22 protein-coding genes and 1 tRNA gene are annotated in these 23,686 nt (G+C 31.6%); all 23 read right to left on the reverse strand.

Annotated elements, in window-relative coordinates:
• Window positions 1-99 precede the first annotated feature (99 nt).
• A tRNA-Ser gene (locus G3997_RS08930) sits at window positions 100-192 on the reverse strand.
• Window positions 193-357: 165 nt separating this feature from the next.
• Entirely contained in the window at window positions 358-1,224 is an 867-nt protein-coding gene (locus tag G3997_RS08935; RefSeq protein WP_296645431.1) for an ABC transporter ATP-binding protein, read from the reverse strand.
• On the reverse strand, window positions 1,224-2,306 hold the full coding sequence (locus G3997_RS08940; protein WP_296645432.1) for a FecCD family ABC transporter permease: 1,083 nt from the start codon (window positions 2,304-2,306) through the stop codon (window positions 1,224-1,226). Before G3997_RS08940 ends, G3997_RS08935 begins: the two co-directional genes overlap by 1 nt.
• On the reverse strand, window positions 2,306-3,334 hold the full coding sequence (locus G3997_RS08945; RefSeq protein ID WP_296645433.1) for an ABC transporter substrate-binding protein: 1,029 nt from the start codon (window positions 3,332-3,334) through the stop codon (window positions 2,306-2,308). Before G3997_RS08945 ends, G3997_RS08940 begins: the two co-directional genes overlap by 1 nt.
• A 92-nt stretch (window positions 3,335-3,426) precedes the next feature.
• Window positions 3,427-3,735: a zinc transporter gene (locus G3997_RS08950; RefSeq protein ID WP_296645434.1), complete on the reverse strand. Its 309-nt coding sequence runs from the start codon at window positions 3,733-3,735 to the stop codon at window positions 3,427-3,429.
• A 16-nt stretch (window positions 3,736-3,751) separates the two neighbouring features.
• Window positions 3,752-4,168 (reverse strand): DUF3842 family protein, encoded by a 417-nt coding sequence (locus tag G3997_RS08955; protein ID WP_296645435.1) that lies wholly within the window; start codon window positions 4,166-4,168, stop codon window positions 3,752-3,754.
• A 14-nt stretch (window positions 4,169-4,182) separates the two neighbouring features.
• A complete protein-coding gene (locus G3997_RS08960; protein WP_296645436.1) occupies window positions 4,183-4,377 on the reverse strand; it encodes a CooT family nickel-binding protein in 195 nt (64 codons plus the stop codon).
• Between the two features lie 166 nt (window positions 4,378-4,543).
• On the reverse strand, window positions 4,544-6,478 hold the full coding sequence (acsV, locus tag G3997_RS08965) for a corrinoid activation/regeneration protein AcsV (protein WP_296645437.1): 1,935 nt from the start codon (window positions 6,476-6,478) through the stop codon (window positions 4,544-4,546).
• Window positions 6,479-6,594: 116 nt separating this feature from the next.
• Window positions 6,595-6,969, reverse strand: coding sequence for a glycine cleavage system protein GcvH (gcvH, locus tag G3997_RS08970; RefSeq protein WP_296645438.1), 375 nt, complete (start codon window positions 6,967-6,969; stop codon window positions 6,595-6,597).
• A 23-nt stretch (window positions 6,970-6,992) separates the two neighbouring features.
• A complete protein-coding gene (gene acsB, locus G3997_RS08975) occupies window positions 6,993-9,119 on the reverse strand; it encodes an acetyl-CoA decarbonylase/synthase complex subunit alpha/beta (RefSeq protein ID WP_296645439.1) in 2,127 nt (708 codons plus the stop codon).
• Between the two features lie 44 nt (window positions 9,120-9,163).
• Window positions 9,164-9,976, reverse strand: coding sequence for a carbon monoxide dehydrogenase/acetyl-CoA synthase methytransferase subunit (acsE, locus tag G3997_RS08980; RefSeq protein ID WP_296645440.1), 813 nt, complete (start codon window positions 9,974-9,976; stop codon window positions 9,164-9,166).
• Between the two features lie 79 nt (window positions 9,977-10,055).
• Window positions 10,056-11,432 (reverse strand): acetyl-CoA decarbonylase/synthase complex subunit gamma, encoded by a 1,377-nt coding sequence (gene acsC, locus G3997_RS08985; RefSeq protein WP_296645441.1) that lies wholly within the window; start codon window positions 11,430-11,432, stop codon window positions 10,056-10,058.
• Between the two features lie 29 nt (window positions 11,433-11,461).
• Window positions 11,462-12,406, reverse strand: a complete 945-nt coding sequence (gene acsD, locus G3997_RS08990; protein WP_296645442.1) for an acetyl-CoA decarbonylase/synthase complex subunit delta — start codon at window positions 12,404-12,406, stop codon at window positions 11,462-11,464.
• An 18-nt stretch (window positions 12,407-12,424) separates the two neighbouring features.
• Window positions 12,425-13,195: an ATP-binding protein gene (locus tag G3997_RS08995; protein WP_296645443.1), complete on the reverse strand. Its 771-nt coding sequence runs from the start codon at window positions 13,193-13,195 to the stop codon at window positions 12,425-12,427.
• A 59-nt stretch (window positions 13,196-13,254) separates the two neighbouring features.
• Window positions 13,255-14,652, reverse strand: a complete 1,398-nt coding sequence (gene lpdA, locus G3997_RS09000; protein WP_296645444.1) for a dihydrolipoyl dehydrogenase — start codon at window positions 14,650-14,652, stop codon at window positions 13,255-13,257.
• Window positions 14,653-14,696: 44 nt separating this feature from the next.
• Window positions 14,697-15,578 (reverse strand): methylenetetrahydrofolate reductase, encoded by an 882-nt coding sequence (locus tag G3997_RS09005; protein WP_296645445.1) that lies wholly within the window; start codon window positions 15,576-15,578, stop codon window positions 14,697-14,699.
• Between the two features lie 34 nt (window positions 15,579-15,612).
• Window positions 15,613-16,293: a methylenetetrahydrofolate reductase C-terminal domain-containing protein gene (locus tag G3997_RS09010; protein WP_296645446.1), complete on the reverse strand. Its 681-nt coding sequence runs from the start codon at window positions 16,291-16,293 to the stop codon at window positions 15,613-15,615.
• A gap of 28 nt (window positions 16,294-16,321) precedes the next feature.
• Entirely contained in the window at window positions 16,322-17,194 is an 873-nt protein-coding gene (locus tag G3997_RS09015; RefSeq protein ID WP_296645447.1) for a bifunctional 5,10-methylenetetrahydrofolate dehydrogenase/5,10-methenyltetrahydrofolate cyclohydrolase, read from the reverse strand.
• Window positions 17,195-17,267: 73 nt separating this feature from the next.
• The gene (locus G3997_RS09020; RefSeq protein WP_296645448.1) at window positions 17,268-17,900 is read right to left on the reverse strand and encodes a cyclodeaminase/cyclohydrolase family protein; all 633 of its coding nucleotides are present in this window, start codon (window positions 17,898-17,900) and stop codon (window positions 17,268-17,270) included.
• Window positions 17,901-17,983: 83 nt separating this feature from the next.
• Window positions 17,984-19,660 carry a formate--tetrahydrofolate ligase gene (locus G3997_RS09025; protein WP_296645449.1) on the reverse strand — a complete coding sequence of 559 codons (1,677 nt, stop codon included), beginning with the start codon at window positions 19,658-19,660 and terminating at the stop codon, window positions 17,984-17,986.
• 102 nt (window positions 19,661-19,762) lie between these two features.
• On the reverse strand, window positions 19,763-20,548 hold the full coding sequence (locus tag G3997_RS09030) for an ATP-binding protein (protein WP_296645450.1): 786 nt from the start codon (window positions 20,546-20,548) through the stop codon (window positions 19,763-19,765).
• A 114-nt stretch (window positions 20,549-20,662) separates the two neighbouring features.
• On the reverse strand, window positions 20,663-22,597 hold the full coding sequence (cooS, locus tag G3997_RS09035) for an anaerobic carbon-monoxide dehydrogenase catalytic subunit (protein WP_296645451.1): 1,935 nt from the start codon (window positions 22,595-22,597) through the stop codon (window positions 20,663-20,665).
• 148 nt (window positions 22,598-22,745) lie between these two features.
• The gene (locus G3997_RS09040; RefSeq protein ID WP_296645452.1) at window positions 22,746-23,660 is read right to left on the reverse strand and encodes a bifunctional enoyl-CoA hydratase/phosphate acetyltransferase; all 915 of its coding nucleotides are present in this window, start codon (window positions 23,658-23,660) and stop codon (window positions 22,746-22,748) included.
• Window positions 23,661-23,686: the final 26 nt, after the last annotated feature.

The raw sequence follows: 23,686 nt of genomic DNA on the forward strand, positions 1-23,686 counted from the left end.
TTCTTTCATATATTATATCTATTGATATAGTTTATCTATAAGGTATGTTTTTATTCATTTGAAAAATAAAAAAGACTATGAAATTCATAGTCTTTTAACTGGCGGAGAAGGAGGGATTCGAACCCTCGCACCAGTATAACCCAGCCTAAACCCTTAGCAGGGGTTCCTCTTTAGCCACTTGAGTACTTCTCCGTATTTATTTAATTTATACTTTAATTATATAAGCTTATCCTAAAATAGTCAACAAGTTTATGTAACTTTTTTAGAAATTTTTTACTATTTTATTATGTATAATGAAATCTTAGATTATATAATCATTATACATAATAAAATAAAAAGATTAGCTTTTAGCTAATCTTAAATTGAATGTTCTCTATCGTGATTATGGTAATGAACATGCTCTCCTGTAAATCCATCTTCATGTATATGATCATGCCCTACTCCATTTATATGTTCATGAGTATGCATAAATGAAACTTGTAACTTGTTATTTATTGGATTTACTCCTACATAAGCATTTACACCAAATATTTCTTTTAACATTTGTGGTGTTATAACATCTTCAACCTTTCCAAAATCTCTAATTTCACCATCTTTCATAACTATTAAATAATCACAATACATAGATGCTATATTCATATCATGTATTGCTGATAGTGTTGTTATATTAAGACTTTTAATAAGGTCCATAAGTTGTATTTGGTAACCTATATCAAGGTGATTTGTAGGCTCATCTAGTATTAAAAAATCTGTATTTTGAACTAATGCCCTTGCAATTAAAGTTCGCTGCTTTTCTCCACCAGATAAATTAGAAAAACTCCTATTACTATAATTATTTAATCCAACTTTCTCTAACATATCCTTAACCATTTGAATATCACTTTTGGAATAATTTTCAAAAACAGATTTGTATGGATATCTTCCCATTTTTACAATTTGCTCTACTGTAAAATCAAACTGTGAATTACTTTCTTGAGCAAGTACTGCTATTTCTTTTGCACAATCTTTATCTTTCATTTTAGATAAATCTTTATTATCTAAAGTTATACTTCCACTACATGGCTTATGTAGTCTATATATATTTTTAAGTAATGTTGATTTTCCTGATCCATTTGGCCCTATTATTCCTACAAAACTTCCTTTTGGAACTTCAAAAGATATATCTTTTAGTATTTCTTTTTTATCTATACTAAATCCTAAATTTTTAACTTGCACCTTAATCATTAGTCATTTCCTCCAAAAGAGTAATTTTTCTTTGAAATTAAATATAAAAAGAATGGTCCACCTATTAAAGCTGTTATTATTCCTATTGGTATTTCTATTGGTGGGAAAAGCCCCCTTGCTAATACATCTGATACTATTAAGAATATAGCTCCCATTAATGATGAAAGTACTATTAACTTTTTATGGTCACTTCCTGCTATAGTTCTAGATATATGAGGTACTACAAGACCTATAAATCCTATAGCCCCAGTTATTGCAACTAAAGATGATGTAAGTAAAGTTGCTAATACCAATATTATAGATTTTATCATTTTTACATTTATTCCAAGTATTATTGCACTATCGTCACCTAAAAGTAATATGTCTAATGATTTTGACATTATAAAGGTAATTATCATAACTATAACTAATATTATAAATGGGAATAATAAAACATCCCACTTTGCTCCACCTAAACTACCAATTGTCCAAAACAATGCATTTTTAGCTTGATTTGAATTATCTGCTGAATATATAAGAAGGTTTGTAAGTGCTGAAAATATTGTTGATATAGCCATACCCGTAAGAACTAATCTTGTAGTAGATGTCGTTTTTCCCATTTGAGTACCTATAGCAAATACTAATACTCCTGATAATATAGAACCAATAAATGCACCTACACTTATACTATTAATTCCTATTGATGATATTCCACCTAATACTATAACTGCAACTGCTCCACAAGATGCTCCAGATGATATACCAAGCATATATGGTTCTGCTATTGGATTTTTAGTTACACATTGCATAAGTACACCACAAAGTGCAATACCAGCTCCACATAATGCACCTAATAACACCCTTGGAAATCTAATTTCCCATATTATATTTTGTGTCATAACAGTTCCAACATCTCCAAATAAAGTTCCATTAGATAATTTACTAAGTAGTACTTTATATACTTCTCCAGGCTCTATATATGTACTACCTATAGCTATAGCCCCAACTACTACAACTGTTAGTAATATAGTTAACGCTATAGTCCAAAATAAGAACCCCCTCTTTGTTGAAAGGTTTCTTGTTTTTTGTATTGATACTTCCATTATTTATTTTCTCCAAAGAAATATCCATACATTTTTTCTATAACCATAGGATTTCTAACACCTGGAGATAAATCTGCTAATCCTACAACATATATTTTATCATTCTTTATTGCATCAACATCCTTTAATGCTGGATGACTTTTTAAGAACTCAATTTTTTCTTCAACTGGAGAACCTGCTAAGTAATCTGTTACAATTATAACTTCTGGATTTTCAGCTACTATACTTTCCCAAGATACATTTATATAAGGTTTAGTTTCATCTTTGCCAAATATATTGCTACCACCAGCTAAATCTATTAAGTTATTAGCAAGACCTGATCCAACTACCATTGCATCATTTTCACCTGAATCATAAACCATCATTTTTACTCTAGCTTCTTCTTTTATATCACCAACTTTATCAGTTACAACTTTTATATCACTTTTCATTTTATTTATTACTTCATTTGCTTTATCTTCTACTCCAAATATTTTCCCTAATAATTCAAAATCTTCATATACAGTTTCTACTGTAGCATCTGGATTATATGATTTTGCCATAAATGGAGTTATATCTTTTTCTATAAGTTCGTCTGGTGCTCCTGTTGTTTGATCACTTATAGATGAGTCCCATCCACTTACAAAGTCAGCACCTGTTGCCATAAATCCTTCTTTAGATACTGAGTGTCCTTCACCTATTTCAAGTTCTGGTATTTTATTATATGCTTCTTCAAACTCAGGAAGTATAGGATTATCTAAAAGTGCAGTTCCTACCATCTTATCACCTAAATCAAGAGCTAATAGCATCTCTGTCATGAATTGGGATAATGTTACAGCTTTTTCTCTTGGAGTTTCAATCTTTACATCATAGTATTTTGCCCCATCTGAATATGTAAATTCTACTGGTGTAAAGTTACTTTGTTCTATTTTATTTTCTGATACGTCATCTTTACTTTCATTACTTGATGAACATCCTACAACACTTAATGTTAATCCCATTATAGATATTGCAGCTAAAAATTTTTTTAAACTTAAACTTTTTATCATAATTATTTCTCCCCCAATTATAAAATAAATTTATTATAAAATTTATAATTAATTTTTATTAATAAATATTACTATCTTATTTTTGCTAGTTACTACATATTTTTTTTAGCTTCCATTAACATCTCATTTACCTTTTGTAAGTATTCAATAGCTTTTTCAATATTATTTGCTGTTTCATATTTTCCCATATTCTTAGCTTTGTCCACCCATTCTTTAAATCCTTCTTCATGAGATTCATTATGTTTTACCCAATGAAGTAATAATATATTTAAAGTTTTTTCATCTTTATTCTCAATTGATTCACTATGTGTATGTGGATGTACATGGTCATGTCCATGTCCATATGGATGGTCATGATCATCTGCATGGTGGAATCTCACTCTATTATTGTTGAATATCATTATACTTTTCTCCCCATTATTTTATATTAAATTCTTTTTTTATTAACTTAATACTATCTCTTATTAATAATGCTAATGGCTTGTTTTCTAAGCCTACTAATTCTGTATTCTCTGGCATGATAGGTAAAAATATCTTTAAAGCTTCACAGTCATTTACTGATTCACTTATTTTAGTTGTAACTTCTCCCATCATAGCATTAGGCATAGTTATAGATATTGGTGCTACTACTATATTAGCTTTCTTAACTGATGTAACTATTGCATTTTCCCCTGTAGCACCTTTATTTGCATGTGATTTCATCATAACACTAGTTGCAATAGAATTTGTACCAAGTGCATATATTTCTATATATGATGGTAGCTCTTCCCTAAGATTAGATACTATTTGAGCACCTATACCTCCACCCATTCCATCTATAACAGCTATTATCATTTATATATCCCCTATTATTTTTTATTTTCTTTTATTATTATTTTATGGTCCATTAGTCTTATTTCTTTTATTTCTCCATCCACTATTTTTTGCTCACCTAATAAATCAGTTAAATAAACTTGTCCTTCAAATGGATCTACACTCACAACGTTATCCATTATTCTCTCTAATCCCTCTTCTTTTAAAATATATGCTGCTGATTCACACATAACTTATTTCCCCCTTAAATTATATTAAAAAAGGTTTCTTCAGGTATTTCAATACACCGAAGAAACCTTCAGAATTTCATTTCTTACTATTCTTTTATAATTTGAGTATAGCACTGTCACTAATTGATAGTCAACCAAATTTATCCAATACAGATAGTTCAATATATTATAATTGCTCACTTAATATTGATCTTACTGTTGGGAATTGCTCTATGTTTGTATGAGGTAAAAAACATGCTGATATAAATTCATCCATATATGTTGGATAAACACTTAACTCAACATAAGTCATTTCATTTCCTATATCTTTAAGCTTATTTTTAGCATCTTCACTCACTAATGCAAGATAAGAGCCTACTAATGAACTATTACCTATGTATACAAATTTTTCTCTGTCTATATCAGGAAGTAATCCTATTAATATAGAATTCTCTATGTTCAGGTTATTTCCAATACCTCCAGCTATATAAACCTTATCTATAACACTAAAATCCATGCCTAAACTTTCTATTAAAACTGATGCTCCAGAATATATAGCACCTTTAGCTTTTATAAAGTTATCTATATCAACTTCATTTACTGTTATATCACTTTCTAGATTATATTCTTCTTTAAATGCTAATACATATTCACCTATTTCATACTCATTAAATCTTATTCTTTCATTGTTTATATCTCTATGTATTTTTCCCCTTCTGTCTATTATTCCCGTAATTAGCATTTGACATATTAAATCTATTATACCTGAGCCACATATACCTACAGGCTTGTTATCTCCTATTATAGTGAGAGTTGGTTTTAATGTTTCTTTATTTATTTTTACTTCTTCTATAGCTCCACTTGATGCTCTCATTCCACAGCTTATTCCTCCACCTTCAAATGCAGGACCTGCAGAACAAGCACAACTCATCATATAGTCTTTATTTCCAAATACTAATTCTCCATTAGTACCTAAATCAATAAATAATACATTTTTTTCACTAGACCAAATGCCTGCAGATAATACACCTGCTGTAATATCGCCTCCCACATATGATGCAACTGACGGGGCTAAAAATACATAGGCATTATTATTTATATTTAATCCTATATCATTACCTAGTAATTTAGGAGACTTTAAAAATGGTGGTATGAATGGTTCTTGTCTTAAGAAATCTGTGTAAACTCCTAAGAATAAGCTAGACATAGTTGTATTTCCTGCAACTACAAGACTTACTACATTATCTTTATTTATATTATTTTTTATATAAATAGATTCTAACAATGGGTTTATAGTTTCATCTATTATCGCCTCATTTAGTTCTTTAAGTCCATTTTCCTTTCTTGAATATACTATTCTATGTATAACATCTGCACCATATTTTATTTGAGCATTTCCAGATGATGCTTTATCTATAACTTCCTTAGTATGCAAGTCAACTAAACATACAACCACAGATGTAGTTCCTATATCTATAGCAACTCCATAAAGTTTATCTTCTTTATTACCTGATTCTATATTTAATATAGTTATTTTATTTTTATGTTTAGCATAAGTTATTGTTACTTTGAAATTTTCCTCTCTTATTATTTGTGGAACTTTTCTAAGTAATTCTAATGTAAAATCTATTTCATCATATCCTAAATTATTTCTAACATGTCTTTCTATTCTATCAATATCACTTATATTATCATCTAATGTAGGTTCATCCATTTCTATATAAGTTTTTTCAATATTAGTTTTAAATCCAAAATTATTTTCTTCTATTATTTTCTTTGCTCTATCAAATATTTCTTTATCTTTCTTATTATCACTACCCTCTATTTTCATTCCATGCATTGATGAGGATAATTTAGATGGTACTTCTATTTCTACGTCCTCTATTATTTTAGTATTACATGCTAACACATATCCCTGTTCCCACTCTTCATCTTTTATATGACGTGTTTTTTCTGTATCAACATTCCCTTTTATAAGTTTTACTTTGCATTTACCACAAGATACATTTCCATTACAAGGAGCATCTATAAATATATCTGCCTCCCTTGCAACATCTAATAAACTATCACCTTTATTACAATAAACTTCTTTATTATTTGATGTGAAATTTACTTTTATCATATCCCATTCCCCCAATATGCTTTTCTACTATAATTTTAGCATATGTTATTTCTATAGGCATTAATAAAGAGTATGAAAGATTTGTGTGCACTCAAACCTTCATACTCTTATTTAAATTACTCTATTATAGATTCATATCCATCTGAATTTAATAAGTTTTCTAACTCATCTTCATCAGCTACTTTAATTTTTACAACCCATGCATCATATGGATCTTCATTTATATATTCTGGTTCATCATCTAATCTTTCATTTCTTTCAACAACTTCTCCAGATAAAGGAGCTATTAAATCTGATGCTACTTTTGAAGATTCAACTACACCAAATTCTTCTCCTTGACTTAATTCATCTCCAACTTCAGGCATTTCAACAAATAACACCTCGCCTAATTGATCTTGAGCATAATCTGTTATTCCTATATAAGCAAATTCTCCATCCATTCTAACCCATTCATGTTTGTCAGTATATTTTAAACTTGGTATAACTTTCATAATAGCCCTCCTAATATACTAAATTACATTACGCATTCCATTAATAATGCTGGATGTCCTTTTTCTTCTAAGAATGCTAATACACCTTCTGAATCGCTAGCTATAGTTTCATCACATATCATATCTGTGAAGTTTTCTATACCACACATTTCTTTAACTGTAGCATTTAATTTATCCGCTACATAATCTTTTAATTCTTTTGGCATCCAAACTATTCTTTCTGGACCACCTTCTGCATAAGCAAACTTTTTAGAAGATATAAAGTGTCTTCCATGTCCCATGAATCCTGGAGTTTGAACTCCTCCACCTGTCATAGAAGCAAGCTCTCCAAATGTCATACCAACAGGAGTTATTTCAGAGTACTCTCTATTTACTATAACAAATCCATTAGCTTCAGGCATTATACCGCATATACACTCAAAGCATCCACAAGAAGTCATCGGATCTTCAAGTATAGAGTATAATGTAACATTCTCAACAGCACCTTGAGATATTTCGCTTACTGTATTATCAACTGATTGCCATTTACCTAATCTTTCATCTAAACATGGCCCTTTAACTATCGGTTGGCAAGGTCCAGTTGGATCTAATTCTTTAGTAGCTTTAGCATCTAACCAACTAACTGCTCCACAAAGTCCAAGTCTTTCAGGAGTAACAACACATACGTGTGCTGGTGCAAAAGATTGACACATATTACAAGAATAGAATTCTTCAACACTTTCATCCACTAACGAAGCTATTCTTTCATCTCTAGAATTATATCTATCTATTGCTTGAGATTTTAACTGTGAAACTTTCTCAGCATCTGTAATTATAGTTATTTCACACTTATCAACAACAGAGTCAAATTCTTCTAGCATTTTAACATATAAAACTTCTCCTATATGCTCTAGTCTAAATCCTTTTTCATAAGCATCTTTAGATATTCTTATCCAAGACATATCTCTTTGACCAACATGCATTACACCTTCTATGTAGTTTAAGAAGTAATGTAATCTTCTTTCTAGAACTGGTTCAAAATCTTCTTGCATAGATTTCCCAGCTATATTAACTATAACAGCAAGTGGTAATCTTACTACTCCATTTGATTCTATTTCATCTATATTAGGACCTATTACTGATATTTTGTGGTCTTCAACTTCACTTAACTCTCTCTTTATAACAAGTTCCCAAGCTTCAGTTTTATTTCCACCAAATTCAGCAAACATATCATTCTTTCTTATTCTTTCACCTTCAAATGCTGCTGCAAATGATACAGGTATTGGTATTTCTGTTATCTTTATTTTTATTCCTCTAGCTTCTAAAGAAGTAGCTACAAACTTATCATAATCTTTTTGAGTTAATAAGTTCATTGGAACTTCTGGTACAATTTGGTCTGTTATAACAGGGAATCCTAAAGCTATAGCTCCAGCACCAGCAGATACAACTAATTCACTTAATGGTCCAAATGCATTTACAAATGCAGGMACCCTCTTAGAAGTATATTCTAATAATCCTGGTAAATCTCCTGGAGTTAAGTTCCCAAATATTAACGCAGCTCTTACTGCAACAGATACAACATGTATAACAGATGTTACATCATACCCTAATGGTATAACCCTTAATTCTAGACCCATTTTTACTTCAGCTTCTATTGCTTGGTCTATTACTTTACCAACTAAGAAAGTAAGTAAACCTTTAGATTGGTAATCTTTTATTATTTTAGCTGTAGTTTCAGAGTCTGGGCACTCTCCAAGTACAACTGCAACTCCTGGTATATCTCCTGTAACTAGTGGAACACCAAGTGATCTTATTATAGGGTCACTTATATGACCTGCACAAGGTTCACTATATGGAGATTCACTAGTTGCATATTTTATAGCTTCTATAACTTCAGCAGCAAGTGCTGTAGCTAATCCGGAATTTAATGCATGCTCTAATAAATGAGTTTTATTTATTAAGCTTTCTACTATTTCAAGAGCTCCTTCTAAATCTCCTAAACAGTTCATTTTTTTTCCTGTTGCTGCATATATACATGGTAATGAATATGCAGTATCAGTGAATGCTACTTTATGTTCTCTTCCATTAGCTTCTATAGCTTGGTTTAATAATCCTTTCGCAGCTTGTAATGCTTGCTCAGAACCTGTAAAAATTATATCAAATAAGTTCACTCTATATTTCCCCCTTTTTAAACTTCTTTATCTATGTTTATATCTTATATATTAAATGCAAATGAACCTTCATTTAACTCTAAGAATGAGTCTGCATATAAAGAAGCTCCTCTTATTATGTCACAAGATTTTATCGTTCTCATTAATTCTTCATCACAAGGATTTACTATAGCTGAACTAAATCCATTAGCCATAGCCATAGCTAGCCAAGCACTGTCTAATATAGGTCTTAAATGTTTTGGGCAACCATTAGAAACATTAGATAATCCTCCAGTTGTTAATAATCCCATTTCAGTCATCATTCTTATAGCTTCTAAAACTTCCATTTGCTTTTCTTGCATTCCTTTTATAACTAAGCATAATGGGTCAAATAACATATCTTCTGGTTCTAATCCTGCCATTAAACCTCTTTCTAACATTTCTTGGCAGTAAGCCATACGCTCATCATTATCTCTTGGTATACCTTCTTTAGCACATAAAGCTATAACTTTAGCTTCATATTCTCCTGCTAAATCTATTAAATCTATTCTTCCACCTGCATCAGCAGAGTTTATTATTGGTTTTCCATGAGTTCTATCATATACTTTAAGTCCTGCTTCTATAGCTTTTCTATTTGCAGTATCTAAAGCTAATGGAACATTATTAAATTCTTTTTGAAGTAACTGAACACCCCAAGTCATTAATTCTTCTCCATCTCTTTCTGCAGGTCCTATATTAAAATCTATGTAATGTGCACCAGCTTCTAATTGTTCTTTAGCTCTTTTTAATATTGGTTCAGGGTCTCTTTCAGCTAAAGCTTTTCTTATTGATGGTGATATACAGTGTATTCTTTCACCTATTACTAAAAATTTTTCCATTTATTTATCCCCCTATAAGTTACTTTTTTATTTTTTTAAATAGTAGCTAAATATATTAGCTACTATTTTTATTTATGTATTATGCATTTGCTACTGCTTGATCTTGCTTAGCTTTGTAATCTTTTAAGAACTTAGGTATTTCCATAGATTCTTCTGTACCTATTATTACATTCCATCCTGGTAAGTTCTCTTCTATATCACCTTTTAATACAGCAACTTTTCCTGGTATTATTAAATCTCTATTTTTAGTCATTTCTTCAACTTTACTTTCTTTTATAAAGTTAGCTATGCTACTTCCACTGAACTTACCTGCAGACCAAGCAGTTAATACAGAGTATCCTCCTGCATCTGGTATAGCTAAGTATGCTGGAACTTTAGATCTTTCTATATCTCCAGATACTATGAAGTAAGTTAATGCAAAGTCAACAGTAACCATTACTGGTGAATTTTCATCTGCGTTATTCATTGGATATATTTTTGGTTCAACTCTCATTGGTTTTTGTGGGTCAGTGTAGATATTTTGTCTTAATGCGAATAGTGGTAATGCTTTTGAGTAATCTATGTCATCTATTACTATTATAGATCCATATTTTATTGTAAACATTGATGATAGGGCTACTTCCATTTGTGGGTCATTATTTGATAATTTATTTGCAAATACTATTGATGGGTATCCAAACGTTCTGTCTTGTTCTTTTAAGGCTATTCTTCTAACTTGAACAGCATTTGTAAATGTATCTTTTATACTTTCTCCAGTTACATCTAATAATAATTCTCTATATCCTAATCCTTGAATTGCTTCAATTGTAGAATATAATTCTTCTAAATTAGCAGCTTTTACACCTAATGCTAATTTAAGGTCTTTTACTAATTCAACCATGCCTTGGTAGTTATCTTTATTAGCTCCATAAACTATAGGTTTTTTATCTTTTAATATTTCTATAGCTTCTTTAGCTATTTCAACATTTTCACATACTATTATATGAGTTACATCTAATGTACTTTCGTTAACTCTATTTACTAAATTTAAGAATCCCTCTTTATTATCACGGTATTCTAAAACTACCATTTCAGCTTTCATTTCTTCGCCTATTCTTATATAGTTAACAGCTTTTATATTAGCTATTTTTAAATCTATTTGTTCATTAGTCATAGAATCATCAAATGCTACTGCATATCTATTTCTATTTACTAATGTTTTTTCATGTCTAAATAGTACTGTTTCAGCACCTAATTCATATTCAGAACTTCCACTTCCTACTTTTACACCTCTCATTAGAGGAGCTGTTGCTTCTGATAATTTTGCTAATGCATCATCAGACATATGTGGACACTTGTTTATTTCTACTGCTCCAGAAGCAACTTTCATACAGAAAGCCATACAAGTTGGAAATCCACAATCCTTACAGTTTTTCTTTGGTGTTAATTTAAATATATCTAAAGCTTTTAATGCCATGATTTTTTCCCCCTAACCTTACAATTTAATTAAGCTAACGCACTAACTAATTCTTTTATAGTTTCTACTGATTTTGGATGACGAAGTACAACTGCATTTGCTCCACCAACTAAAGCACTTGTTGCAGTAGATACTTCCATGTTTATACCTCTTTGTTCCATGCATCCCCATTGAGGTTCATCTTCTATACTTGCTATAGATTCTTTAACATTCCAAGTCTCGAATGAAACTGGAGTTACTATAGGCATTTGTAATGTTTTATCATTTTGACCAAATGCAGCAAGTCTAATTCTATCCATAGTAGATGCAACATACTCATATCCATAACCTACAGCTGAGCATCCTACATTCATAACTATATTTTCAGGTTTAACACCTAATTGAGTTAATAATACGTTTAATTGTTTAGCTAGGTTTATATCAACAGAAGTTTCAGCTGCTACTTTGTGGCTATATGCCATTGTAGATGCAGCACCAACTGCTTTATAGTTATCTTCTGTAGCTGCTAAGAATAAACAGTTATTACCGTCTAGTGATTGAGCTACTTTTTCAAATACCTTAGAATCTTTTTCATGGTTTCCACATCCTGCTATAACTACAGGTAAGCTAACTGATTCAACTACATCTTTAGCAACTTGTGCACATTCTTCAGGGCTTCTATCAAGACCATTTGGATCAGAACTTTCAAGCTTTAAACATATAAAGTCTGCGTTTAAATTTTCTTCTATGTACTTAGCCCACTTAACCGGACAATCGCAAACATCTTTATACATTTCTTTAAATCCATCAGTCCATCCTTCTGGATAAACATCTAACATTTCTATTCCTACTTTTTGAGTATTTCCTGTATCTCCATCAAAGCTGTAAAATGGTAGTGTACTTTCTCCACCTATTTTTATTGCTTTTTCTCCTGTACCTATTTCTACTTCTGATACTTTTCCAGAATACTTTTGAACAGACATCTTAAATGCCATAGCTTTTCCCCCTTAATACTAATTTAATTCTAGTTTAGCCATTATATCACTTATGGCTATCTTAGCTTTTGACTCCTCTGGTAAATTAACTAATGGTATTCCTGAAGAATCATATTCATATATCATTTCATCCATAGGTACTACTCCTATAAGGTTTAGATTATGTTTATCAATTTCCTCTTTTATCCCATCGTTTAATTTTCCACTTGGAACTTTATTTATAATTAAGTATATATCTCCTACACTTAAGTTTAATTCTTTCGCTAAATCTCTTATTCTAGCAACAGCTTGAACACTTCTTCTTGAACAATCGCTAACTAATAAAAGTTTGTCTATATGCTTAGTTGTTTTTCTGCTTAGATGTTCCATTCCAGCTTCATTATCTATGACTAAATATTCATAAGCATCTGATAATTTATCAGTTTGCTCTCTTAATATCCCATTTACGTAACAGTAACACCCTTCTCCTTCAGATCTTCCCATTACCATTAAGTCATATCCTTCGCCTTCAGCTAAACAAGTATTTAATCTATATTGTAGGTATTGAGCTTTTGTCATTCCTCCTGGAAATGCATTCCCTTGCTTCTCCCTTTGGCTAACTTCTTCTCTTATTGAACCTATAGTAGTTTCAACTTCTATACCTAATACTTCATTTATATTTGCATTTGCATCTGCATCAACAACCAATACTGGTCCCTTATTATTAGTTGTTAGGTGATTGATTAAAAGCCCTGTAAGACTAGTCTTTCCAGTTCCACCTTTACCTGCTACTGCTATATTATATCCCATACCAAGATTTCCCCCTTTGTTTTTGTCAAAACAGAGCTTTTAATTTACTCTGTTTTGTATTAAGCTTGTGCTTTATCTAATTTTGGAGCTGCATGAACACATTCTCCATGAACATCGTGAAGTGCTTCCATTAAACCTTCAGATAATGTTGGATGTGCATGTATAACATCTCCTACTTGCTCTACAGTTAATCCTAAATGTACTGCAAGTGATAATTCTGTTAATAAATCTGTTGCATGAGGACCTACTACTGATGCACCTACTATTTTATCTTCACTATCAGCAAGAACTTTTATAAATCCTTGTATATGACCAATAGCTTGAGCCTTTCCTAATCCTCTAAAGTCAAATTTACCTACATTATACTCAACACCTTCAGTATCTAATTGCTTTTGAGTTTTTCCAACTGCAGCAACTTCAGGTTCAGTATATACACATCTTGGCACTGCTGTATAATCTACACTTTTAGATTTTCCAAAAGCATTTTCTACAGCTATTATTCCTTCCTTAGAAGCAACATGTGCAAGCATTGGAGTATTTATTAAATCTCCTATTGCATATATACCTTCTACATTAGTTTCAAGGTTTTCATTAACCACTATTTTACCTCTGTTTAACTCTATCCCTAATTCCTCTATTCCAGAGCCTTCAATATTTGGTTTTCTACCTATAGCAGCTAATACATATTGAGTAGTTACTTTACTTCCGTCTGATAATGTTGATACTACTTCGTCCCCTACTACTTCGCAAGAATCAACTCCATTTTCTAGTAGTACTTTAATTTTATCTTTTTTAAATTGTCTATGCAACTGTTTTACAACATCTTTATCTTCAAAAGGTAATAGTTGTTCTCCTCTTTGAACTATAGTAATTTCAGTGCCTAAAGCCCCAAAAAACTGACCTATTTCGCAACCGATTACCCCTCCTCCTATGATTAACATAGACTTAGGTAATTCAGTTAATCCTAGTACTTCATCACTAGTGATTATACGTTTTTTATCATAAGGAATCGTAGGTGGTACTACAGGAACTGAACCATTTGCTAATATTATTTTATCAGCATTTATAGTTTCTACTGAACCGTCATCCTTAGTAACTTCTATAGTATTCTTATCTACAAGCTTACCAAATCCATTTACTAAATTTATTCCTCTTTTTTCAAATAAGAACTCTATTCCACTTACTAACTGACTTACAACTTTATCTTTTCTAGCCATTACAGCACTAAAGTCTGTATTAACTTCTCCCTCTATATTTATACCAAAGTCCTTAGCTTCTCTTATATTCATTAACATTGAAGAAGATGCAAGTAATGCTTTAGTAGGTATACATCCTACATTTAAGCAAGTTCCTCCAACTTTTTTCTTCTCTATAACTGTTACTTCAGCCCCAAGCATAGATGCTTTTATTGCTGCAACGTAACCTCCTGGTCCTCCTCCTATAACTGCTATTTTCATATTAATCCTCCCCTATCGCAATTAAATTTTAGAATATCTTATTTTTATAATCCTGCTTCATCTAATATAGCTGGAACATTTTCTTCTGCTCCTATCGCCATTATATGAACACCATCACATAAGTCTTCTTCTCTTAATTGTCTTATGAATTCACCAGCCATCTTTATACCTTCAGATACCCAGTTTTCTTTTCCTACGGCTCTTAATCTCTCTATTTGATTATCTGGAACAAATATACCAGGAACATTTGCAGTCATGAATTTCGCCATTCCAGGAGATTTTAAAGGTACTATACCTGCTAATACCTTACAATTCATATGTCTAGTTAATTTTCTAAATTCTCTCATATGCTCTATATCGTATACAGCTTGAGTTTGGAAGAATTTAGCCCCTGCATTTATTTTCTTTTGCATTTTCATTAATTGTATTTCTATTGGAGCATATTCTGGAGTAACTGACGCTCCTAAGTAGAATTCTGGAGAACCTTTTAGTTCATTTCCAACTAAATCTTTTCCATCCATTAATGTTTCAGCTGTTTGAAGTATACCTATACAATCTAAGTCAAATACACCCTTAGCTTGTGGGTGGTCTCCAACTACTGTATGGTCTCCTGTTAAAGCTAACATATTTTTTATTCCAAATACACCAGCAGATAACATTTCACCTTGTATAGCTATTCTATTTCTATCTCTACCAGTCATTTGAAGTACTGGTTCTAATCCAACATCTTTTAATATTTTACATGTAGCAAGTGAAGTGGTTCTCATAACTGCAGATTGGAAATCTGTAACATTAGCCGCATGAACTCTTCCTACTAATGGTTTTGCACATTCTACTAAATGTGAAAGGTCTGTTCCCTTGGGAGGTGCCATCTCAGTTGTAACTGCAAACTTTCCACTTTCTAATGTTTCTCTTAATAAGCTCATTAAAAATATCCCCCTTTTAACCTTTTAAAAGTTCTTATGCCTTAGCAGAAGCTTTTTGTTGTTGCTTCTGTTTGATGTTTAAGTATCTTGGATTATTTTGTTTAGAGTAATCTTTCATTGGTCTCATTTCTAAAAGATTATCTAATTGATCGATTTCTTTTAATCTTTCATATATCATTACCCAAGCACAATCATTTTCTTGACTTATCTCACATTTACCATTTTTTGCTCCACCACATGCACCATTTATTAATCCTTTAGCACATACAGTTACAGGACATATTCCTCCTGTCCATCCAAGTTCACATTGTCCACAAGCCTTACAAGCTTCTTCAAATTCTCCAACTCTTTTTGTTTCTCCTATAAACATAGTGTTGTTCGCTGGATAAACAGCTTTCTTTTTAAGATTTTTCACTATAGTTTGTGTTCCATCTCCGCAAGCTAAAGATAAAACTGCATCTGCATCTGCTATTTCTGTTTTCAGGGCTTTTAAATCTTTTTTAGATTTTAGTAAGTTACACGCTGGGTCTAATATCGTATAACCTAGAACAGTTTTTCCTTCTGATTCCAATGCTTCTTTCATTTTTAGAACTTCTTCTGTTCCACCACTTTTACAAGTTGCAGCACATTGATTACATCCAACTAAAACTACTTTTTCAGCATTTTTTAAAAATCCCAGGATTTCACTCATAGGCTTATTTTCAGAAATTATCATCTCTATTCCCCCTAAAACTTATAATATATTATTTATTGTTTTGAGACTTACAAGCTTTAACTACATGCTTAGCAAGTATAGATGTTGTAACTGACCCTACTCCTGCAGGAACTGGAGTTATCATAGATGCTTTATTTTGTACAGATGCTGTATCAACATCTCCGCATAAGTTTCCATTTTCATCAACGTTTATACCTACATCTATTACAACTGCACCTTCTTTTACAAAGTTTTCTTTTACCATTTTAGCTCTACCAACAGCAGCTACTAATATATCAGCCTCTGAAGTTACTTTAGCTAAATCTTGAGTTCTAGAGTGACATATAGTTACAGTTGCATTTTCATTTAATAAAAGCATTGCGGCAGGTTTACCAACTACCATACTTCTTCCAAGTACAGCTACATTAGCACCTTTTAATTCAACATCATAATGTTTTAATATTTCTACAACAGCAGTTGGAGTACATGGTGGGAATCCTGATTTGTCGCCTTCCATTATTTTTGCAGAGTTTATTGGGCTAAAGCAATCTACGTCTTTTTCTGGGGATATAACGTATTTTATTGCTTCTTCATTTAATTGTTTTGGAAGTGGTCTAAAGCATAATATCCCATGAACATCTTTATTTTCATTTAAACTTCTTAAAGTTTTTTCATAATCTTCTTGAGTTATATCTTCTGCTAGTTCTACAACTTCAGTTTCTATACCTATAGTTTGGCATCTCTTTAATGCCCCTCTTTCGTAAGCTAAATCGTCTCCTCTAGATCCAACTCTAACTATAGCTAACTTAGGATTTATGCCTTCTTTAACTAATTCATTAACTTCTTTTATTAAACTTTCACTTATTTGATCAGCTACTGGCTTTCCTTTTATTATTAATCCTTTAGTTGCAGTTACTTCCATTTTATAAATCCCCCTTAAATTTTAATTTATATAATATACAAGTATACCTTGTATGAGTTTTCTAATTTAATAATTACTTTTCTAACGCTTTTTCTACTTTAGCGTAAACTTCATCACAAATTCTTATGCCTTCTTCTACTAAATTATTTACTTCACTTCTTACTTTTTCAACATATTCTATGTCTTTTATAGAGTTTATATTTATTACTACATTTAATTGACCACTAAGTATAGCAGCTCTTAAGCATTGAACTCCTACACCTACATCACTTATAGCAAGTCTTGAACCTTTATCAACTAAATCTTCATGTAATTTTATTGCATCAAAGCATACTCTTACTATGTTTATTGGAACTTCACAAGCTACTTTTAACGCATTTTCCATTGTTTCTTCTTTTATCTTCTTCTCTTCTTCAGTTGAAGTAGGAAGTCCGTAAGCTTTTGAAAGAGGCAAGAAATTTTCAGCATCTTCATCTATCATACTTAATAATTTCTTTTCTATTTCTCCTGCTTTATTTAATATTACTTTTATGCTTTCTTCATACTCAGCATATTTTTTCTTACCTATAGTTAAATTGCATACCATACTGCCTAAAGCCATTCCTATAGCACCAACTAATGCTGCTGCTCCTCCTCCACCAGGTACAGCTGACTTTGAAGCAAGTACTTCTACAAACTCAACACAAGTTTTTTCAGATATCTTCATGATTTCCCCCTTAAATACCCTAAAAACAATCAATTATTATTTAGTAGAAGTGTGGAATTTTCCACACCCCACATTATTACCTGCTAGAATAATCCAGATATTACTCCATTTTCATCAACATCTATTTTTTCAGCTGCTGGAACTTTTGGAAGTCCTGGCATCTTCATTATTGCACCAGTTAAAGCAACTATAAATCCAGCACCTGCTGAAACTGTTAATTGTCTAACTGTTATTCTAAATCCTGTTGGTCTACCTAATTTAGTTTGATCATCAGTTAAAGAATATTGAGTTTTAGCCATACATATAGGCATATGTGAGAATCCTAATTTCTCTAGCTTTTCTAATTCTTTTCTAGCTTGTGGAGTAAAGTCTACACCATCAGCTCCATATATCTTAGTAGCTATAGCATTTATTTTCTCTTCTATACTTAAATTATCTTCATAGCAGAACTCAAATTCATTTGGCTCACTAGTTAATCTAATTACTTCTTTAGCTAATTCAACTCCACCTTCTCCACCTTTTGCCCATACTTGAGATAAAGCAACGTTAACTCCTAATTCTTTACATCTTTCTCTTACTAAGTTAACTTCTGCTTCTGTATCAGTTGGGAACTCATTTATAGCAACTACTGCTGGTAACTTAAATACTTGAGTTATATTTTCAACATGCTTTAATAAGTTTGGAAGACCAGCCTCTAAAGCTTCTAAATTTTCATTATTTAATTGGTCTTTTGGAACTCCACCATTGTATTTTAATGCTCTTACTGTAGCAACTATTATAACTGCATCAGGCTTTAAATCAGCCATTCTACATTTTATATCTAGGAATTTTTCAGCACCTAAGTCAGCACCAAATCCACCTTCTGTTACTACATAATCTGCAAAGTGCATAGCCATTTTTGTAGCTATAACTGAGTTACACCCGTGAGCTATATTAGCAAATGGTCCACCATGAACAAATGCAGGTGTTCCTTCTAATGTTTGAACTAAGTTTGGTTTTAAAGCATCTTTTAATAAAGCTGCCATAGCCCCATTAGCTTTTAATTGCTCTGCAGTTACAGGCTCACCTTGGAAGTTATAACCTACTATTATTCTTCCTAATCTATTTTTTAAATCAACTATATCACTTGCTAAACAGAAAGCAGCCATTACTTCTGAAGCAACTGTTATATCAAATCCATCTTCTCTAGCCACTCCATCTGCTCTTGACCCTAAACCATCAACAACATTTCTTAGTTGTCTATCGTTCATATCAACACATCTTCTCCAAGTTATACTTCTTGAGTCTATTCCTAGCTCATTACCTTGGTGAATATGGTTATCTAACATAGCAGCTAGTAAGTTATTTGCAGCTCCTATAGCATGGAAATCTCCTGTAAAATGTAAGTTTATATCTTCCATTGGAACAACTTGTGCATATCCTCCACCAGCAGCTCCACCTTTTATACCAAATACAGGACCTAAAGAAGGCTCTCTTAATGCAACTAATACATTTTCGCCTAATTTAGCTAATCCATCTGCAACACCTATAGTAGTAGTTGTTTTTCCTTCTCCTGCTGGAGTTGGATTTATAGCTGTAGTTAATATTAACTTAGATTTTTTTCCACCTTTACTTCTGTTTAATAAATTATAATCAACTTTAGCTTTATACTTACCATATAATTCTATATCATCTTCTCCTAATCCTAACTTCTTAGCTACTTCTCTTATATCTTGTGGTTTAGCTTCTTGAGCTATTTCTATATCTGATTTGAATCCCATAATCGTCATCCTCCCTATAATTTAAATATTAAATTTCACCATGTATAAGTTATTTATGTTTTGTAAATAATCTATATAAATAATGATTACGGTAATATCATTTTAATTACATGACACATTTAATCCCATCAACTTATTTTTTATTGATTCAATTTGTTCCTTAGTTTCTTGGCTAGTATCATATGGAGATTGACTACTCCTATCAGAATTTATAACATCTTGATTATAGTATATAAAGCCTAAAGCTTCTCCATCCTCTAAATTAGATAATATAAATTCTTCATCTTCCCTATTTCTAATTTTATTACCTACAACAAATATCTGTTTAACACCTATATCCCTACTTAAATTCTTAACTTTTCTATATGTTTGTAAACTTCTTTCTCCTGGCTCAACTACTACTATAAAAGCATCAACACCTTGTGCAGTACCTCTACCTAAATGTTCAATACCTGCTTCCATATCCATAACTACAACATCTTTATTTTGTAGTATTAAATGAGAGCAAAGTCTTTTTAGTAATACATGTTCTGGACAAACACATCCTGAACCACCGGAATCTACAGTTCCTAATGTAAGTAATCTAACTCCATTGTGTTCTTTACAATAAAGATCTGGTATGTCATCTACCTTAGGGTTTAATTTAAACATTTTATTAAAAGTTCCTGTTTCTGCAGAAGTCCTATCAGAAATTAATTTTCTCATTTCTGATATTGGAGTTATAGATTCATATAATTCCTTTGGAAAACCTAATGCTAAACCTAAATTTGCATCAGGATCTGCATCTACAGCAACTACTCTATATCCATCATCTGCAAACATTCTAGACAACATAGAAGAAAAAGTTGTCTTTCCTACTCCACCTTTACCTGTTACCGCTATTTTCATATTATACCACCTTTTTACATAGATAAAACATATAGAAATACAAGTGTTTACCTAAGTGTTTTTGTCTTTTGATAGGAATAATTTTGAAATATTCCTATATCTTTCATTTTTATATTAAGCTTCTACTTCAGCTACTTGTTCATATACTTGATTCATTTTTTCTTCAACTAAATTTTCAAAATGAACACGTTTCTTTTCTATATCAGATATTATTATTTGAGCTAATTCTTCTGGATTTTCATTAACTGTAAATTTTGCACCAACCATATCTTGTAATTCACCACATAATATTTCTACTGCTCTTGATGAACCTGATACTGGAGGCATTATACCTAAGTATGTATCTATACCAGAAGCTACAACATAAGTACCTATAGCAACTGCTTTTTCAGACATCCATTCTGGTGCTACACCAGCTACTGGAAGGTCGCACATATCCATATCTAGAGCTTTAGCAGTTTCACTTACTACTTCTAATATACGGCTACAGTCAACACAAGAACCGAAATGTAATACCGGCGGAATGTTAACTAATTCACAAACTGTTGCCAATCCCTTACCTGCTAATTTTCTTGCTTCTTTAGTCATTAAACCAAATTTAGCTGCAGCTGAAGCCCCACATCCTGTAGTAACAACAAGTATATCGTTTTTAATTAATTCTTTCATTATTGTTATATGAGCTTTATTTGAAACGCCTTTAGCGTTATTACATCCAACTACACCTACTGCTCCTCTCAATACTCCAGATTTTAAACAATCTGCTAATGGTTTAAGAGTTCCAGAAGGATCTATTTGAGAGTTTACAACTCTATCTAATTGTCCAATTATAGCATCAGTACTGTATCCTACTGTTGCACTTGATTTTAATTCTGGTATAAGTACTTTTGATTTGTCTCTATTTTTAAAGTTTAATACTGCTTCTCTTACTATTTGTTTTGCATCTTCATATGCTGTCTCTTCTGAGAATTCCATATATGTCGACTGGGCTATTTTAGCCTTTGGAGATGTTGTTATGAATTTTGTGTGATAGCACTTAGCTACTTTTGCTAGTGCTGGGAATATACATTGAACGTCTACTATCATTGCTTCAACTGCGCCTGTAACTATTGCTAGTTCTTGTTGGTGGAAGTCTCCTGCTGTTTTTACACCATGTCTCATTGTAACTTCATTACCTGTACAGCACATACCTGCTAAGTTTATTCCTTCTGCTCCCATTTCCTTAGCTAATGCTACTAATTCTGGGTCTTCAGATGCTAAAACTATCATTTCAGATAATGAAGGTTCATGACCATGTAGTATTATATTTACTTTGTTATCTTCTAAAACTCCTAAGTTAGCTTCTGTTTCTCTTACTGTTGGAGTTCCAAATAATATATCACTAAATCTAGTTCCTATCATTGATCCAGCCCATCCATCTGCTAAAGATGTTCTAAGTGACATATGTATTAAACTATCTATGTCTGCTGTACATCCTATGTGAGTTGAATGCATTATAGTTGCTACTTCTCTATCTATAGCTCTTGGCTCTATTCCAAGGTCTTTCCATACTTTTTGTCTTTGAACTGGAGCATTCTTTAAAAATCTTGCTACTCCATAGGGCTTACCAAATTCCATTAAAGCTACATCTGCAACTTCATGAGCTATATCGTAGATATCTCTACCTTCTGTTTCTATATCCCATTCTTTTGCTAATTTTATTAATTTAACTTCATCTCTTATTTTATAATTTCCATCTCTACTTGCTAAAGCCATTGTATGAGCTATATCTCTTGCATGGTCAGAGTGAGCTGCAGCTCCACCTGCAACCATTCTTGCATAGTTTCTACCTACTATAACATGTTCATCGGCACCACATAACCCTCTTGGTGTCTTAGGAGTTATCCTACATGGTCCCATTCCACATATTCTACAACAGTTACCTTGAAGACCAAATCCACATTGCGATTTGAAATTCAATTTTCTATCATACATTGTTTCTACGCCGTCTCTTTCAGCCTTATCTAATAAAACTTGGCTGTTTAAATCAATAGTCATCATTTTCTTATCCATATTCCTATATCCCCTTTTCCTTGATTTTAAAATCCTAGGATGAATAAAAAATATGTCCATCAAAATTTAGTATCTATATTACCTAATTTGATTATATACTAATTTTTGCTGAATTGGTGTTAATTTTATTAAATTTTTAAYWATCTAATTATTTACTTAAATTTTTAGCTATTAGTGCCCCATACGCTATAGAATATAATTTAGACTCAGCGCTATCAGCTCTTGAAACTAATACTATAGGTGCTTTAGCTCCCATAATTACACCTGCCGATTTTGCATTTGCCATATATGTAAATGATTTTCCTATTCCATTTCCCATTTCTATATTAGGAACTAGTAAAATATCAACATCACCTGATACTTCACTTTTAAATCCTTTTTTCTCACTAGCCTCTTTTGAAATTGCTAAATCAAATGCTAACGGTCCTTCAACTATAATATTTTTACCAAATTTACCATCTATAGATGCCTTATGTAGTAAATCGCCATCTATAGTAGCTTTCATTTTATGGCTAACTTTTTCTTTTGCTGCAAGACAAGCTACTTTTACAGTTTCTATCCCTAAGGCCTTTGCTGCTTGTACAGAATTGTTAAGTATCTTTTCTTTTTGTTCATAATCAGGTGAAATATTCATTCCTCCATCTGTCAACAATAACAGCTTATGATAATTCTCTAATTGATATATCATTACGTGGCTAAGAAGACTATCAGTTCTAAGACCATAATCTTTATTTAATACGGATTTAAGAAGAACAGAAGTATCTAAAATACCTTTCATTACAAAATCTGCATTATTAGTTGATACTAATTCAACAGCTATTTTAGCACTCTCTTCTATACTATTAGAATTTATTATTTTTATTCCACTTAAATCAAAATCTATTTCATCTGCAAGTAAATTTATTTTTGATTTATCTCCAACTAGCATAGGTTCTATTATATCTTTTTCAACTGCATCTTTTATAGATAATAAAACTTCTTTATCTTCTGCAGCAGCTACAGAAAGAATTACTTTTTCTTTTCCTTTAAGGATATCTAATATATCATCTAATCTTCTTAGCAAATTAAATCCCCCTTTTATATATGCTT

This window comes from Romboutsia sp. 13368, assembly GCF_018336475.1.
GTDB lineage: Bacteria > Bacillota > Clostridia > Peptostreptococcales > Peptostreptococcaceae > Romboutsia.

Bases quoted from the DNA above. Each gene is read 5' to 3' on its own strand.
- G3997_RS08935 (WP_296645431.1), bottom strand. From the start codon at position 1,224: ATGATTAAGGTGCAAGTTAAAAATTTAGGATTTAGTATAGATAAAAAA.
- G3997_RS08940 (WP_296645432.1), bottom strand. From the start codon at position 2,306: ATGGAAGTATCAATACAAAAAACAAGAAACCTTTCAACAAAGAGGGGG.
- G3997_RS08945 (WP_296645433.1), bottom strand. From the start codon at position 3,334: ATGATAAAAAGTTTAAGTTTAAAAAAATTTTTAGCTGCAATATCTATA.
- G3997_RS08950 (WP_296645434.1), bottom strand. From the start codon at position 3,735: ATGATATTCAACAATAATAGAGTGAGATTCCACCATGCAGATGATCAT.
- G3997_RS08955 (WP_296645435.1), bottom strand. From the start codon at position 4,168: ATGATAATAGCTGTTATAGATGGAATGGGTGGAGGTATAGGTGCTCAA.
- G3997_RS08960 (WP_296645436.1), bottom strand. From the start codon at position 4,377: ATGTGTGAATCAGCAGCATATATTTTAAAAGAAGAGGGATTAGAGAGA.
- acsV (WP_296645437.1), bottom strand. From the start codon at position 6,478: ATGATAAAAGTAAATTTCACATCAAATAATAAAGAAGTTTATTGTAAT.
- gcvH (WP_296645438.1), bottom strand. From the start codon at position 6,969: ATGAAAGTTATACCAAGTTTAAAATATACTGACAAACATGAATGGGTT.
- acsE (WP_296645440.1), bottom strand. From the start codon at position 9,976: ATGGAAAAATTTTTAGTAATAGGTGAAAGAATACACTGTATATCACCA.
- acsC (WP_296645441.1), bottom strand. From the start codon at position 11,432: ATGGCATTAAAAGCTTTAGATATATTTAAATTAACACCAAAGAAAAAC.
- acsD (WP_296645442.1), bottom strand. From the start codon at position 12,406: ATGGCATTTAAGATGTCTGTTCAAAAGTATTCTGGAAAAGTATCAGAA.
- G3997_RS08995 (WP_296645443.1), bottom strand. From the start codon at position 13,195: ATGGGATATAATATAGCAGTAGCAGGTAAAGGTGGAACTGGAAAGACT.
- lpdA (WP_296645444.1), bottom strand. From the start codon at position 14,652: ATGAAAATAGCAGTTATAGGAGGAGGACCAGGAGGTTACGTTGCAGCA.
- G3997_RS09005 (WP_296645445.1), bottom strand. From the start codon at position 15,578: ATGAGCTTATTAAGAGAAACATTAGAAAGTGGAAAGTTTGCAGTTACA.
- G3997_RS09010 (WP_296645446.1), bottom strand. From the start codon at position 16,293: ATGATAATTTCTGAAAATAAGCCTATGAGTGAAATCCTGGGATTTTTA.
- G3997_RS09015 (WP_296645447.1), bottom strand. From the start codon at position 17,194: ATGGAAGTAACTGCAACTAAAGGATTAATAATAAAAGGAAAGCCAGTA.
- G3997_RS09020 (WP_296645448.1), bottom strand. From the start codon at position 17,900: ATGAAGATATCTGAAAAAACTTGTGTTGAGTTTGTAGAAGTACTTGCT.
- G3997_RS09025 (WP_296645449.1), bottom strand. From the start codon at position 19,660: ATGGGATTCAAATCAGATATAGAAATAGCTCAAGAAGCTAAACCACAA.
- G3997_RS09030 (WP_296645450.1), bottom strand. From the start codon at position 20,548: ATGAAAATAGCGGTAACAGGTAAAGGTGGAGTAGGAAAGACAACTTTT.
- cooS (WP_296645451.1), bottom strand. From the start codon at position 22,597: ATGGATAAGAAAATGATGACTATTGATTTAAACAGCCAAGTTTTATTA.